Raw genomic sequence first — 13690 nt, forward strand, 5'->3', positions numbered from 1 at the left:
CGGTGAGCTGCAGGCGCCACCGCCGTCACTCGTCGGCCGGCTCCAGCTTCAGGCTGATCGAGTTGATGCAGTACCTCAGGTCGGTGGGGGTGTCGTAGCCCTCACCTTCGAAGACGTGTCCGAGATGGCTGCCGCAATTGGCGCACAGCACCTCGACGCGCCGCATCCCGAGTGAGGTGTCGGCGCGTTCGATGATGGCGTCTCCGGCGAGCGGCGAGAAGAACGAGGGCCAGCCGCAGTGCGAATCGAACTTCTGCTCGCTGCGGAACAGCTCGGCGTCGCAGGCGCGGCAGCGGTACACGCCGACGGTCTTGGTGTCGGTGTACTCACCGGTGAACGGCGCCTCCGTACCGGCCTGGCGCAGGACCCGATATTCGGCGGGGGACAGGCGCTCCCGCCATTCGTCGTCGCTGATCGCCTGGGCGTCGACGGGACCGGATTCGGCGGGCGTGTTCGGACTCATTTCTCCACGGTAGCGACAGTGTCGGCACCCTCGCCACCGTCGGCGGAGCCGGCACGCTCGCCACCGTCGGCGGAGCCGGCACTCGCGGTGTCCTCGGTCCCATGGCCTGTCAATGCGGGGTCGGCCGCTGCACCCGCACCCGACTCGTCGTCGAGGGAGGCCACGCCGTCGCGGCGCATGTCGAGGTATCGGAACAGCAACGAGCAGAAGACCGCGATCATCAACAGTGACCATCCCCAGGTCACCTTGTTGAACTCGAGCTGGCGGCCGAATGCCTCCCACTCGTCCGAATAGAACGAGTCGAAGGTCATACATCCGTAGACACCCAGCCACGCGGGCCAGTTGCGCATCGCCGAGCCGGGCAGGAAGACGGTCATCAACAGCGGGAACAGCAGCATCGAGTAGTAGCCCTGTCCGAGCGAGCCGACCAGGAACTCCGTGACGAGCAGGACCCCGGTCGACGTCGCGAGCCAGAGCAGTTCGTCGGAGCGCCGATAGTAGCGGTACAGGAACCAGAGCGCGAAGATCGCCATGAGGACGAACGCGACGCGCAGTAGCAGAACCAGCCAGTCCGCCACACCGAAATACGCGCCGTTGCCTGCGATCGAGCTGTTGTAGTAATCGCGGGACTCACCGAGGTACGGCATCGTCCGGGTGATGAACGACTTGGAGTCGACGATCAACGGCCAGGCCACGATGTTGAGCACGAGGGGGATGCCGATCGCAGTGACCAGGACGCGCCACTGACGGTTGAGCAGAGGCAACAGGAGCAACGGCAGCAACACCGGCTTGACGGCGACGGTGAGCCCCAGCGGCACGCCGGCCCACCAGTCGTGCCTGCGCATCATCAGAAGCATGAACGCCACCATGCCCAGCAGGACGAACGAGTTGAAGTTCGTGAAGATCAGGGTGTGCGCAACCGTCTCGGTACAGAAGAAGAAGAACAGGATGACCGGCATCACCCAGGACTTCGCCGAGAAGCCGAACATGCGCGCCAACAGATAGGCGCTGACGACCAGGGCGATGACGCTCGCCGCGATGAACAACCATCGCGACCGCTCCGGATCGATGGCGGCCAGCGGTGCCATGAGCAGGGTCCCCGACGGCGGGTACAGGTAGTGGGGATCGACGGTGTTCAGGTTCTCGTTGTAGACCGGTTGGCCGTTCAGGAACTGCAGTGCCGCCTGGTAAACCGGCTTGAAGTCGTCTGTTCGATCACCGTTGACGGCGAGGATGACCGTGCGGTGGAACATCATCATGATGGTGATCGGCCACAGCACCGTCGGAATGATCCGCTCCGCAGTCATCTGAGGGTGGAGGTACCTGTCGAGAATCGCCACCCGCGAACCGTACTACGTCCGGGCGCGCAGATCCGCATGGCCTGCGGCGTTTGTGGCGAGCGAGGTTGACCTCCCTAGGTGGGGCAGCCCCGTTCGGTCGGCTCACCGAGTGGCTGGTCACCGAGGTACTGCGCGACGACTTCGGCGGCACAGGCGCTGCGCGCGAGCACCGAGTAGCCCAGACCGTCCCACGACACCGTCGTCGGAGTGGTACCGGCCTTGATGAACAGACCACCGAGGGCGCCGGCTCCGCCGCCACCGTTGATCGGATCGTTGGCGCCGTCGAGCAGCAGCGGGTCGACCGGGAGCGCGCTCGGCGGATTGACCTGGGTCGAGGACGCCCACCCGTTGCACCGCAGCAGGGACAGCGCACTGTTGGTGCCGGTGAGCGGGTTCTGCTTGGTCCATGTGTCGATCAAGCCGGGGATCTCGTTCTGTCCGACCGGGCCGGACACGTCGTTGCAGCGGGCCACCAGCTGGCCGTCGGAGGTGCGGAGGCCGTCGGCGCGCTCGGCGAGACCGGCCAGTGCGCCGGTGTCGCCGCGGCGCGCGGAGGCGATCGCGGAGGCGAGGTCGGTCACCGCCTGCGGGCGGTCGGGCGCGAGCGCCAACGACGTCGTGATCGCCGCGAGCGCCTGGGTGTCGGAGATCCGGCCGAGATCTCCACTGCGCCCCTTGGCCAGCACGTCGGCGATCGCGGCGGTGCCGTCGGCGCCCAGTGGGCACGAACCCGCAGCTGCGCACCTCTGGGCAAAGGTGCGCAGAGCGGCCTGCACGCCGGATGCCTGGGCGGCGGCGCGGTCGCGGGCGTTGGCGCCGAACGGGGTCGGGGTATCCAGGATGATGCGTCCGGCGCGCCCGGCGAAGTTGCTCGCGTAGGACAGGACCACGTCGGAGCCCTCACCCACCCCTACGAGGGCGAGCTGATCGACTCCCCACCGGATGCGCAGCGCCTCGATGTCGGCGGCTGCGAACGCCTCACCGAAATCGAGCTGATGGGGATCGAGGGTCTCGGTACACCCATCCGACGCCGACGATGCGGCCCGCGCCAGCTGATCGATCCGCTGCGCCTGTGTCACCGATCCGGCATCGCCGAGGCCGTTCGTACTCATCGCCGACCGTTCGGTGCGGGTCATGCAGTCCAGTTCGGCGCTCGCGGCGCTGCCGCGCCGGTCGATCGCGACGACTGGGTGTTTGGCGAGCAGGCCGCGGCCGGCGCCGCCTGCGAGCAGCATCAGTGTCCGAGACGACGGCAGGTCCGACCCGGAGGTGAGTACCACGGGTGCGGCGTCGGCGGGGGTCGCGGCCACGCTGGCGCGGGTGAGGGCCACCGACAACGTGTCGCCGGTCGGCCGGTACGGGTTGATCGGGACGTTGAGGGAGGCGCATTGCAGCGTGACGCCGGTCGGCGCGTCCACATTCCATCGCTGCGCGGACTGACGAGCACATTCGGTCCAGTCGAGGTCGTTCTTGGGTGCGCCGATCGCCGGCAGACCGGTGGGCGCCGCCGACGAGGTGGGGACGTCGGCGCCGCCGCCCCCGCCCGTGACGACTTTCGGGCCGGGGTCGGGGCCGATCGCGCATGCACTGAGTACGACGAGCGCGGTCAAGGTCGTGGCCGCCGACAGCGCTGCGCTGCGCCGGGGTCCGAAGCCGCGGGCGTACCGTCCGGGTGCTCGTCGCATGCCCGCGAGCCTAGTTGCAGCTCGTCAGGAGGCGGCGGACGGCGTGGTCGTTTGCCGTCATCCCTCGGCGGCGGCCGTGCGCGTCCACCGGATGTAGACGAACCCGTCGTCATCGGTGATGATCGTGGTCGGCGCCATCGGGTGGGTCTCCGCCGCCCCGTTGCCGTGGGCGATGCGGCCCGACTCGCCGGCCACCAACGTCGGGCTGGTCGTCACGCACAGTTCGTCGACGACGTCTGCATCGATGAACGATCCGAGGAGCGACGGTCCACCCTCGCTCAGAACGCTGAGCCAGCCGCGTTCGGCGCAGACATCGAGCACGATGTGGGCATCGACGGTGTCGTCGCCGCAGTCGATCAGGGTCGCGCCGGCGTCGGTGAGCGCTGACCGGCGCTTCGCAGGTGCGGAAGCGCAGGTGAGGATCACGGTGTCGGGACTGGCCAGCGGTTCGTAGTCGTCCGGGATCGACAACGACCGCGACAACAGGGCCAGGACCGGTGCCGGGGCCTGCTCACGCGCAGCCCGGGCCCGGCTGAACACGTCATCCGGCGACGGTTGGCGATACCCCTCGACGACGGCCGTGCGTGCACCGACGATGACCACGTCGGCCAGCGCGCGGAGGACACGGAAGATCGCCTTGTCGCCCGGTCCGGCGAGATCGCCGGATCTACCGTTGTGCGTCACGGCACCGTCGACTGAACTCACCATGTTGACCCGTAGGTACGGACGCGGCAGACACGGTGGCGAGGTCGGCCGCTCCGGGTACGCGTACCGCTCGGCGAGCCACCGCAACGTCGCGGCCTCGTCGTCGGCTGATGTGACCTGAGTCGCTTTCTGTAGACCGAACATGACTCCATCATGTCCGAGGTGGCTACTCTCCATCTATGACGGCACGACTCTGCGACCGAAACCCGAGCGTCGCACCCGAGGCGCTCATCGGCGAGATGGTGCCACCGTCGACGTTCGACTCGGTCAGCTTCGACTCCTACATCCCCGATCCCGCCGAGCCATCCCAGGCGCAGGCGGTCGCCAAGGCCCGCGACTTCGTGGCCCGCGCCGGCAAGGTGCGCGGCGGCAAGCGCGGCCTGTTCTCCCGCAAGTCCACCAATCAGGGCATCGGGCTCTATCTCGACGGTGGATTCGGCGTCGGCAAGACCCACCTCCTCGCATCGATCTACCACTCGATGCCCGAGCCGAAGGCGTTCGCGACCTTCGTGGAGGTCACGCACGTGGTAGGTGCTCTCGGCTTCATCAATGCCGTCGAGCGACTCTCCGACCACACCGTGCTGTGCATCGACGAGTTCGAACTCGACGATCCGGGTGACACGATGCTGGTCTCGCGGTTGCTGACCGAGCTGACGGCCCACGGTGTCTCGATCACGGCGACCTCGAACACGTTGCCCGGGCAGCTCGGTGAAGGACGTTTCGCCGCCCAGGACTTCCTCCGGGAGATCCGGAAGCTGTCGTCGGTGTTCGAGACCATCCGGGTGGACGGCCCGGACTACCGGCATCGCGATCTCCCGCCGGCACCCGAACCACGCAGCGATGCCGAACTCGAGGAGATGGCCGCGTCGACGAGCGGGGCGACGCTCGACGATTTCGACGCCCTGTGTGATCACCTGAGCACCCTGCACCCGTCGAAGTACAAGGATCTGGTCGACGGGGTGTCGCTGGTCTGCATCCGCGGCGTGCACCCGGCCAAGGACCAATCGGTGGCGCTGCGGCTGGTGGTCCTCGCCGATCGTCTCTACGACGCCAACATCCCGGTGACCGTGTCCGGCAGCAAGCTCGACGAGATCTTCACCGAGGAGATGCTCGCCGGTGGATATCGCAAGAAGTATCTGCGCGCGACCTCGCGCCTGCTCGCCCTGTCGCGTTTCGCGGATACGACCGTCTGACGTCCTGGCGCGCCGTCGTCAGATCAGCGGTTGCGCCAGGATGTAGTCGTGTTCGATCGAACCGTTCAGGTCGAATGTCTTCACGCCCACCCGCGTGAAACCCATCTTCGCGTAGAAGCGTTGCGCACGTTCGTTTTCCTGGTTGACGCCGAGCCACGCCGCCACGCTTCCCCGGTCACGGGCCAGGTGCAGGGCGGCGCGCATCAGCTCATGTGAGGGGCCGGATGTCCGTCCCTGCGCGTGATGTGCTTGCGCCACATACATCTTCGATATCTCGGTGACCGGCCGCGCCGTCACGACGGCGACGACGTCGGGATGTGTCGGTGCCGTGTGAAGTATCAGGGTGTACCCGACGATCTGTCCGTCGACCCCGTCGCGTGCCACCAGCACGTCGCTGTCCGCGCTGCTTATGTGGTGCGCGAAGTCGGCGGGCTGCAGATGGTCCCGGATGTGTGCGGCGATGTCGTCGGGTGTCGAATGGGGTGGGCAGGCCAGCGGGAACGTGGCGGCGGCTATCGTCGCCACGTCGTGTGCGTGACGCACATCCGAAAGGATCTCGACCAGGGTGGACACCGGCATATGCGCAGACTACGCCGCCGAATTCGGTCGCTGTCGCGTGACCACCCCGCCGCCCGGGTACCGGTGCCACGTCACGTGCCTCGGGCCAAACGTCCTGTGGGCTGAGGATCTCGGGCCCTTGTGGCCGCCGACGACACGCGGTCGGATGGAGTTGTGAGCCACCGAACCGTCGCCGATGTGATGACCACGGATGTTCTGTGCGTCCCGATCGACGCGAGTTTCAGAACGGTCGTGTCGTTGCTGGCCGAGCGAGGCGTCGGAGGCGCTCCGGTAATCGACGGCGCCGGGCGCGTCGTCGGAATCATCTCCGAAGGGGACCTGATCACCGAGCAGGCCGGGACCGACCGGCACGGATGGCGCGGGTTCGCTGCGACGCGCCTCGGCCGCGGCAGTCGCGAGCGATCGAACTCGCGCACGGTCGGCGACGTGATGACATCAGCCGTCGTCACCGTCGCCGCCGATGCCACGGTGCGGCATGCTGCGGTTTTGCTGGCCCGCAACGGCATCAAACGGCTCCCCGTCGTGGACGATGAGAGCCGTCCGATCGGCATCGTCTCGCGCAAGGACGTCCTGAGTGTCTACCTCCGCTCGGATTCCGCTCTGGCCGACGACATCCGCTCGACCGTGCTCGAGCAGGCGATGTGGATGGACCCCGCGTCCATCGACGTGGAGGTGACCGACGGCGTGGTCAGCTTTCGCGGGACTGTCGAGCGGCAGAGCATGATCGCGATCATCGATCACCTCACCCGGGCGGTCGACGGTGTCGTCGATGTCGTCCTCGATCTCGATGCACGGCTCGACGACCGGCATGTGCCGCCGCCACCGCCTGAGGTCACCGGCATCCTGCACCTTCCGCACCACACCGACCGATGAGCGCGGTCGTCGACCGTAGCGGCCTCGACACGCTGATCGAGGTGCTGTGGTCACGCGGCTACGAGGTCATCGGCCCGACCGTGACCGACGACGCGATCGCGCTCGGCCGACTGGACACCGGCGCGGCGCTGCCCGACGGGTGGGGAGTGTCGACCGCGCCGGGCTCCTACCGATTGCGGCGCCGTGATGACGGCGCCGTCTTCGCGCATTCGGCGGGGCCACAGTCGTGGAAGAAGTATCTTCATCCTCCGCACCGGCAATTGGCCGCGATCGACAGGGACGGCGGGTGGCACGAGCCCACGGGCTCCGACCCTCGGTACGCGTTCGTCGGGGTACACGCCTGCGATCTCGCGGCGATCCGGGTCCTGCGCGAGGTTCTGTGCCGCGGTGGCCATCCGGACGGCTCCGCCGCACGCAGATTTCGGCAACTGTTCGTGGTCGCCGCCAACTGCACCGAACCCGGCGAGGTCTGTTTCTGCTCCTCCACGGGTACCGGTCCCGGAGCTGACCGCGGCTACGACCTGGCGCTCACCGAACGGATCGACGACCAGGGGCATCGATTCCTGGTCGACGTCGGCAGCGACGACGGCTCGGACGTCCTGGTCGAGGTCGAGCATCGTGGCGCGGCGGCCGCCGAGGTCGACGACGCCCGAGAAGCGGTACGCGAGGCGGCGCGGCGGATGGGCCGGCGGATGCCCGACGTCGACCTGCGCGACCTGCTGCGCGAGGCACGCGACTCGGACGTCTGGGGCGAAGTCGCAGACCGGTGCCTCACCTGCGGCAACTGCACCATGGTCTGCCCGACCTGCTTCTGCACCACGGTCGAGGACCACACCGACCTGACCGGTGACCATGCGGAGCGATGGCAGCACTGGTCATCCTGCTTCGAGCCCGACTTCTCCCACGTGCACGGCGGCAACGTCCGAGGCTCAGGTGAAAGCCGCTATCGGCAATGGATTTCGCACAAGCTGGGCACCTGGCACGATCAGTTCGGCAGCTCCGGGTGCGTCGGGTGCGGGCGCTGCATCGACTGGTGTCCGGTCGGGATCGACATCACCGAGGAAGCCGCTCGACTCACCGACGCGGTCGGCCGGGCGCAACCGGGCCGCCGGTCGCCGCCATGAACGGCGCCGCCCACGCCGCGCCGGCCCCGCTGCCGCCCCCGGATCGCGCCCGGCTACTCGGCCTCGGCCGCCCCGTGACGATCGAATCCGGCACGCTGATGTTCGCGGAAGGACAAGCCGCGCAAATGCTCTGGATTCTGCACAGCGGTCGCGTCGCACTGGTGGCCGGCCACCCGGGGCGTGGTGAGCTCGTCGTCGAGACGCTCGGCGCCGGGGACCTACTCGGTGTCTCCGGGCTGACCCGACACCCCTCGTTCCACTACGGAGCCCGCGCCATGGAGCGGACCGAGGCGACGCTGATCGACGTGGACGACCTTCGGGCACTGATCCGAGCCGACTCCGAGTTCGGCGCCGCGATGACCGATCTCCTCGTGGAGACGCTGCTGGAACGCCTGCAGTCGGCGCGTGCGCGCCTGCTCGACCTGTACGGAGAGCCGACATGAGCGGCGGACCGGCGACGGGCACGATGGTGCCCACGCCGTATCGGGTGGCCGAGCGCACGGTCGAGACGGCTGACACCGCCACCCTCACGCTGGAACCGGTCGCCCGGGCGCTGCCACCGTTCGAACCCGGGCAGTTCATGATGCTGTACGCGTTCGGGGTCGGTGAGGTCGCGGTGTCCTGTAGCGGTGATCCGAGTGCGCCCGGAGGTACCGCGATGCACACGATCCGCGGGGTCGGGGCGGTCAGCAGTGCGCTCCGTGACGCGGGACCCGGCACGGTCATCGGGATGCGCGGACCCTTCGGCACCGACTGGAACCTGCCGGACTGCGTCGGGCGCGACCTGCTCATCGTCGCCGGCGGGGTCGGGCTCGCGGCGGTGCGCGCCGCGGTCATGGCGGCGGTCGGGCAGCGAGACCGCTACCGACGGATCATGCTCGTCGTCGGAGCCCGCACCCCCGAACAGATCCTGTACCGGAGCGAACTCTCGGTGTGGGTCACCGATTCCGATGTGGAGCTCGAGCTCACCATCGATCGGCCGGCCGCCGGGTGGACCGGATCGGTCGGGTTCGTGACCGATCCACTGCGGCGCCTGACACTCGACACCGACCGGACCACGGCACTGCTGTGCGGACCGGAGCCGATGATGCGCTTCGCCGCGAGAGTCCTTCTGGAGAAGGGTCTCCCGCAGAACGACGTACGGGTCTCGTTGGAGCGCAACATGCAGTGCGGTATCGGGCACTGCGGGCATTGTCAGCTGGGTGAGCTGTTGCTGTGTCGCGACGGGCCGGTTGTGCCGTACGCTGTCGCCCGCCCGCTGCTGGGAGTTCGGGAGCTCTAGTGGTGTGTCTCAGAAATAGGCGACTGGTCTCCGGCGTTCGATCGACGCCTGGCCGCGTTGTCGTCGGTCGAGATAGCGCCGCTATCACTCCCTCCTCCGCCTTGCCAGACGCCGATCGCTCCACCGGATACCGGCCACCTATTTCCGAGACACACCACGAGATGAACAGACCGACAGTGGCGGTGTGGAAGTTCGCCTCGTGTGACGGCTGCCAGCTCTCACTTCTGGACTGTGAGGACGAACTGCTGGCGCTGTCCGGCGCAGTGCGAATCGCCCACTTTCTCGAGATGTCCAGCGCCGTCGAGGACGGGCCGTACGATCTCTCACTCGTCGAGGGCTCGATCAGCACGGCCGCCGATGTCAAACGCATCCACCGGGTCCGGGAGCAGTCACGAACGCTGGTCACGATCGGTGCCTGCGCGACCGCCGGAGGGGTGCAGGCATTGCGCAACTTCGGTGATTCCGCCGAATTCGCCGCCGCCGTCTATGCCCACCCCGACTACATCGACTCGCTGGCCACCTCCACGCCGATCGCCGCGCACGTGCCCGTCGACTTCGAGTTGCGCGGCTGTCCGATCGACCGTGGACAGCTGCTCGAGGTGCTCACCGCGTTCCTGGCCGGGCGCAGGCCGAACATCCCGAACACGACGGTGTGTACCGAATGCAAGCGCCGCGGACTCACGTGCGTCATGGTCGCGCACGGCACACCGTGCCTGGGCCCGGTCACCCACGCCGGCTGCGGCGCGGTGTGCCCGGCCCAGTCCCGCGGCTGCTACGGGTGTTTCGGACCCGCGCCGGACCCCAACATCGGGTCATTGGCGGGTTGGCTACGGGAGTCGGGGACCAGCGAGGCAACGATCGACGCGATGCTGGCGACATTCACCGTGGCAGCACCCGAGTTCGTCGAGGGGCGCCGGCATGGCCGAGCAGAATAGACGGCTGAGCCTGCGCGGGCTCGCGCGGGTCGAGGGCGAGGGCCGACTGCATGTCTCGGTCGGCGACGGGGTGGTCGAGCGGGCCGAGTTGAACATCTACGAACCGCCGCGCTTCTTCGAATCCCTTCTGCGCGGTCGCGATTTCCGCGAACCGCCCGACATCACGTCCCGTATCTGCGGGATCTGTCCGGTGGCCTATCAGGTGAGTGCCTGCAACGCGCTCGAACAGGCCTGCGGTGTCGAGCTGAGCGACCCGATACGCGGCCTGCGACGGCTCCTCTACTGCGGAGAATGGATTGCCAGCCACGCCCTGCACATCTATCTCCTGCATGCGCCCGACTTCCTCGGCTGCGCGGACGCCATCGAACTCGCACGAGAGCAGCGGGCGGAGGTGGAACGCGGACTCGCCCTCAAGAAGGCCGGCAACGCGATCCTCGAGCAGGTGGGTGGTCGGCCCATCCATCCGGTCAACGTCCGCGTCGGAGGCTTCTATCGGGTGCCCACCCGATCCGAACTCGCCCCACTGGCCGAGCAGTTGCGCCGTGCGCTCGACGACGCGGTCGAGACCGTGGCGTGGGTGGCCGGTTTCGAATTCCCCGACGCCCACGTCGATTGCGACCTGCTGGCACTGCGCGGTGAACACCGATACCCGATCGAGGACGGCTCCATCGCCTCGACGGGCGGTGCCGCGTTCGCCGCCGCCGATTTCTCCGCGCACGTCACCGAGCATCAGGTCCACCACTCCACAGCGCTGCACGCCGCCCTCGACGGACACCGCTACCTCACCGGTCCGATCGCCAGGTACGCGCTGAACTCGGCCCTGCTACCGCCGGTGGCCCGGCAGGCCGCCGCCGATTCCGGGCTCGGCGATCAGTGGCGTAACCCATTTCGCAGCATCGTGATCCGCGGTATCGAGACCGTGTGCGCGATCGAGGAGGCGCTGCGCCTGATCGACGGCTACGAACGCCCCGAACGGCCGAGCGTCGAGGTGGAGCCCCGGGAGGCCGTCGGGCACGGGGTCAGCGAAGCGCCCCGCGGACTCCTGTACCACCGCTATTCGATCGGTGCCGACGGAGTGATCCGTGCGGCCGTCATCGTCCCGCCCACCGCGCAGAACCAGGCGGCGATCGAAGACGATGTGCGCGCGGCCGTGACGGCCAATCTCGCCGCCACCGATGCCGAACTGACCGATCTGTGCGAGCGCACCGTGCGCAACCACGATCCGTGCATCTCGTGTGCTGCGCACTTCCTGCAGACGACGATCGAGCGTCGATGACCGGCGTGCTGATCGGTGTGGGCAACACGTACCGCCGCGACGACGGGGTCGGTCCGGCCGTGGCACACGCGCTCGAGCCGTCGGCCCCGCCGGGGTGGCGGGTTCTGGAATCGAGCGGTGATGTCGGCGAACTCCTCGACGCGTGGTCGTCGGCGACGACGGCGTTGACGGTCGATTCGCTCGCCTGTGAACCATCGATACCGGGGACCGTGCATCGTTTCGAGGCCGGCACGATCGGGGTCCGGGGTGGATCGACGAGTTCACACGGCCTGGGCCTCGCCGAGGCGTCACGCCTGGGCGAGGTGCTCGGGCGGGTGCCACAGCGACACATCGCTTTCGCGATCGAAATCGCGGATACCACAGTGGGAGTAGGCTTCTCGCCGGACGTCGCGGCCGCGCTGCCCTCACTGGTGCGCGTGGTGCGAGCCGAGATGGTGATGCACACCTGGTGACCTGGACGCCGTGCCGTTCGGGCACGTGCCGTGATGGCAATGGCTGTAATCGTCCCCGAGATGTTGCTCCGAAGGATGTTTCCCTCGGTCGGTGCTGAGGGAGACGATTGTGGCTTCGCCGAGACAGGGCCCTCGCACAGCCGACGATGGTCAACTGGCCAGGCGGGACCGGGTCAGCACCCCACATCGCGTTGACGAAGGCCGGCGGAGCCGGTGAGTACCAGGGTGGCGGCGATGATCGTGATCGTCGCGAGGGGCGTCGCCGTCGGACTCTCGAGCGGAGCCTGTGGCGTGTGGGCCAAGGGAGAGCCCTTCTCGATCCAGGTCGGCAACCGGAAGGACGCGGCGAAAAGAGTGATCACCACGCAGTAGCCGAAAGCGGTCCACGCGACGATCCCCGCGGCCCGCGGCATCCAGCCGAAGCCGAGCACCGCCACCCCGACGACCACCCACACCGCCGGCAGATACACCAGTGCCACCCCGGCCAATCGGATCGCCTGACCGGGATCGGAAATGCTGAGCCCGTAGGCAAGACCCTCGGCGAATCCGCCCACGGCCAGCAGAATTGCGCTCCCGCCCAGCGCCATCGCGACATGACCGGCCAGAAATGAACTGCGACTGTTGGTGGCCGCGATGACCGGGTCGGCCCGACCCGCCAACTCCTCCTTGCGCGCCCGCAGCGCGCTGTTCACCCCGTATCCGGTCGCGAGAAGTGCCGCGATCGCAAGACACAGGGCCAGATAGGCATTCACCGCGTCGGCCGCGCCGCCCGGCAGGTAGTCGCCGATCTGGGGATTGTTCTCGATGAACTCGGTGATGCTCTCGGCAAACGACCCGTATGCCGCCGACAGTGCGAAAACGCCGACGGCCCACGCGACCAGCGAGCCGCGCTGGGTTCGCCACGCCAGCCCCAGCGCCGAGCCCAGCATCCGGGTTGCGGTGGCCCGGCCTGCGCGGTAGCCGAGCAGGCCGGCGCCGAAGTCCCGGTGTTCCAAGAGTGCTGCCGCAGCAGCGACGCAGAGTGTGCCGCCGGCCAGCGGGAGCAACAGTGGCAGCCAGTGGTCGCCGACATACGGCCATGTGCGCTGGCCCCAACCGATCGGGGACAGCCACGACAATGTGCCGTCGCCCACGTCACCGGCGGCGCGCAACACATACGCGAGGCCGATCGTGGCGGTGACGGCACCGTAGACACTTCGCGGGTTCTCGAAGACCTGGGCGGCCACCGCGGTGACCCCGGCGAAGGCGAACCCGACTGCGGCGAGGGCCACTCCGAGTAGCAGCGAGCCTTCCACCGGCAGGCCGGTCGCGACGGCGGTGAGGAAGACGATCATGCCCGCCGCCACATCGGCCAGACCCGCGAGAGCCACCGCGGACACGAGCAGGGCGCGGCGACCGACGCGGGCCGACCGGATCAGTTCGGCACGTCCGTTCTCCTCGTCGGACCGGGTTCGCCGGCCGACGAGGAACATGTTCATGAGGGCCAGAATGATCGCGATGTAGCCGAAGATCTCGAAGACGACCTCGCCGCCGACCGTGCCGAGCAGCTGCTCGGGCCCGCTCAAGGCGATCAGTGCCGGGCTGCCACCGACCGTCTGACGCAAGGCGGCCAGCTTTTCCGGACTGTCGTAGAGGCCCTGGCTGCCCAGCGACTGGAAGCCCAGCAAGAGCGCGGTACCGACCAGCCAGGCCGCCAATCCGACCCGCTCGCGCCGCAACCCGAATCTCAACAGCCAACCGGACCCGGTGGTGCTTTCCGACGGGTGGACGATCGAAGTCATGC

General features: G+C 68.2%; 14 protein-coding genes. 8 read left to right on the forward strand and 6 right to left on the reverse strand.

The window, feature by feature from the left end; translation table 11 throughout:
* Positions 1-25: 25 nt before the first annotated feature.
* The 4 genes from msrB to ACVT6V_RS17270 all read right to left on the reverse strand — a co-directional run bounded on the left by msrB (position 26) and on the right by ACVT6V_RS17270 (position 4337).
* A complete protein-coding gene (gene msrB, locus ACVT6V_RS17255; RefSeq protein WP_489894858.1) occupies positions 26-463 on the reverse strand; it encodes a peptide-methionine (R)-S-oxide reductase MsrB in 438 nt (145 codons plus the stop codon).
* Positions 460-1803 carry a glycosyltransferase family 87 protein gene (locus tag ACVT6V_RS17260; RefSeq protein ID WP_489894860.1) on the reverse strand — a complete coding sequence of 448 codons (1344 nt, stop codon included), beginning with the start codon at positions 1801-1803 and terminating at the stop codon, positions 460-462. The genes msrB and ACVT6V_RS17260 overlap by 4 nt, the downstream gene beginning before the upstream one ends.
* Before the next feature lie 74 nt (positions 1804-1877).
* Complete coding sequence (locus ACVT6V_RS17265; RefSeq protein WP_489894861.1) at positions 1878-3488, reverse strand: alpha/beta hydrolase; 1611 nt, start codon at positions 3486-3488, stop codon at positions 1878-1880.
* Positions 3489-3545: 57 nt separating this feature from the next.
* Positions 3546-4337, reverse strand: coding sequence for a pyrimidine reductase family protein (locus ACVT6V_RS17270; RefSeq protein ID WP_489894863.1), 792 nt, complete (start codon positions 4335-4337; stop codon positions 3546-3548).
* A gap of 35 nt (positions 4338-4372) precedes the next feature.
* Here ACVT6V_RS17270 and zapE point away from each other — a divergent pair, with 35 nt between their 5' ends.
* Complete coding sequence (gene zapE / locus ACVT6V_RS17275; protein WP_489894865.1) at positions 4373-5386, forward strand: cell division protein ZapE; 1014 nt, start codon at positions 4373-4375, stop codon at positions 5384-5386.
* Between the two features lie 18 nt (positions 5387-5404).
* Here zapE and ACVT6V_RS17280 read toward each other — a convergent pair whose 3' ends face one another.
* Positions 5405-5965 (reverse strand): GNAT family N-acetyltransferase, encoded by a 561-nt coding sequence (locus ACVT6V_RS17280; protein ID WP_489894867.1) that lies wholly within the window; start codon positions 5963-5965, stop codon positions 5405-5407.
* A gap of 153 nt (positions 5966-6118) precedes the next feature.
* Here ACVT6V_RS17280 and ACVT6V_RS17285 point away from each other — a divergent pair, with 153 nt between their 5' ends.
* From ACVT6V_RS17285 to ACVT6V_RS17315, 7 genes are all read left to right on the forward strand, one after another.
* A complete protein-coding gene (locus ACVT6V_RS17285) occupies positions 6119-6838 on the forward strand; it encodes a CBS domain-containing protein (protein WP_489894869.1) in 720 nt (239 codons plus the stop codon).
* Positions 6835-7962 carry a 4Fe-4S dicluster domain-containing protein gene (locus ACVT6V_RS17290; protein ID WP_489894871.1) on the forward strand — a complete coding sequence of 376 codons (1128 nt, stop codon included), beginning with the start codon at positions 6835-6837 and terminating at the stop codon, positions 7960-7962. Before ACVT6V_RS17285 ends, ACVT6V_RS17290 begins: the two co-directional genes overlap by 4 nt.
* Positions 7959-8405 carry a Crp/Fnr family transcriptional regulator gene (locus ACVT6V_RS17295; RefSeq protein ID WP_489894872.1) on the forward strand — a complete coding sequence of 149 codons (447 nt, stop codon included), beginning with the start codon at positions 7959-7961 and terminating at the stop codon, positions 8403-8405. The genes ACVT6V_RS17290 and ACVT6V_RS17295 overlap by 4 nt, the downstream gene beginning before the upstream one ends.
* Positions 8402-9244 carry an FAD/NAD(P)-binding protein gene (locus tag ACVT6V_RS17300; RefSeq protein ID WP_489894874.1) on the forward strand — a complete coding sequence of 281 codons (843 nt, stop codon included), beginning with the start codon at positions 8402-8404 and terminating at the stop codon, positions 9242-9244. Before ACVT6V_RS17295 ends, ACVT6V_RS17300 begins: the two co-directional genes overlap by 4 nt.
* 161 nt (positions 9245-9405) lie before the next feature.
* Complete coding sequence (locus ACVT6V_RS17305) at positions 9406-10179, forward strand: NADH-quinone oxidoreductase subunit B family protein (protein ID WP_489894876.1); 774 nt, start codon at positions 9406-9408, stop codon at positions 10177-10179.
* Positions 10163-11455, forward strand: coding sequence for a Ni/Fe hydrogenase subunit alpha (locus tag ACVT6V_RS17310; protein ID WP_489894878.1), 1293 nt, complete (start codon positions 10163-10165; stop codon positions 11453-11455). The genes ACVT6V_RS17305 and ACVT6V_RS17310 overlap by 17 nt, the downstream gene beginning before the upstream one ends.
* The gene (locus ACVT6V_RS17315) at positions 11452-11907 is read left to right on the forward strand and encodes a hydrogenase maturation protease (RefSeq protein ID WP_489894880.1); all 456 of its coding nucleotides are present in this window, start codon (positions 11452-11454) and stop codon (positions 11905-11907) included. The genes ACVT6V_RS17310 and ACVT6V_RS17315 overlap by 4 nt, the downstream gene beginning before the upstream one ends.
* Before the next feature lie 173 nt (positions 11908-12080).
* Here ACVT6V_RS17315 and ACVT6V_RS17320 read toward each other — a convergent pair whose 3' ends face one another.
* On the reverse strand, positions 12081-13688 hold the full coding sequence (locus ACVT6V_RS17320; protein WP_489894882.1) for an ABC transporter permease: 1608 nt from the start codon (positions 13686-13688) through the stop codon (positions 12081-12083).
* Between the last annotated feature and the right edge of the window lie 2 nt (positions 13689-13690).

This window comes from Gordonia sp. LMA167, assembly GCF_058130025.1.

Excerpts from the sequence above, each read along its gene's own strand:
- msrB (WP_489894858.1), bottom strand. The coding sequence starts at position 463 with ATGAGTCCGAACACGCCCGCCGAATCCGGTCCCGTCGACGCCCAGGCG.
- ACVT6V_RS17265 (WP_489894861.1), bottom strand. The coding sequence starts at position 3,488 with ATGCGACGAGCACCCGGACGGTACGCCCGCGGCTTCGGACCCCGGCGC.
- ACVT6V_RS17270 (WP_489894863.1), bottom strand. The coding sequence starts at position 4,337 with ATGTTCGGTCTACAGAAAGCGACTCAGGTCACATCAGCCGACGACGAG.
- zapE (WP_489894865.1), top strand. The coding sequence starts at position 4,373 with ATGACGGCACGACTCTGCGACCGAAACCCGAGCGTCGCACCCGAGGCG.
- ACVT6V_RS17280 (WP_489894867.1), bottom strand. The coding sequence starts at position 5,965 with ATGCCGGTGTCCACCCTGGTCGAGATCCTTTCGGATGTGCGTCACGCA.
- ACVT6V_RS17290 (WP_489894871.1), top strand. The coding sequence starts at position 6,835 with ATGAGCGCGGTCGTCGACCGTAGCGGCCTCGACACGCTGATCGAGGTG.
- ACVT6V_RS17295 (WP_489894872.1), top strand. The coding sequence starts at position 7,959 with ATGAACGGCGCCGCCCACGCCGCGCCGGCCCCGCTGCCGCCCCCGGAT.
- ACVT6V_RS17300 (WP_489894874.1), top strand. The coding sequence starts at position 8,402 with ATGAGCGGCGGACCGGCGACGGGCACGATGGTGCCCACGCCGTATCGG.
- ACVT6V_RS17305 (WP_489894876.1), top strand. The coding sequence starts at position 9,406 with ATGAACAGACCGACAGTGGCGGTGTGGAAGTTCGCCTCGTGTGACGGC.
- ACVT6V_RS17310 (WP_489894878.1), top strand. The coding sequence starts at position 10,163 with ATGGCCGAGCAGAATAGACGGCTGAGCCTGCGCGGGCTCGCGCGGGTC.
- ACVT6V_RS17315 (WP_489894880.1), top strand. The coding sequence starts at position 11,452 with ATGACCGGCGTGCTGATCGGTGTGGGCAACACGTACCGCCGCGACGAC.
- ACVT6V_RS17320 (WP_489894882.1), bottom strand. The coding sequence starts at position 13,688 with ATGACTTCGATCGTCCACCCGTCGGAAAGCACCACCGGGTCCGGTTGG.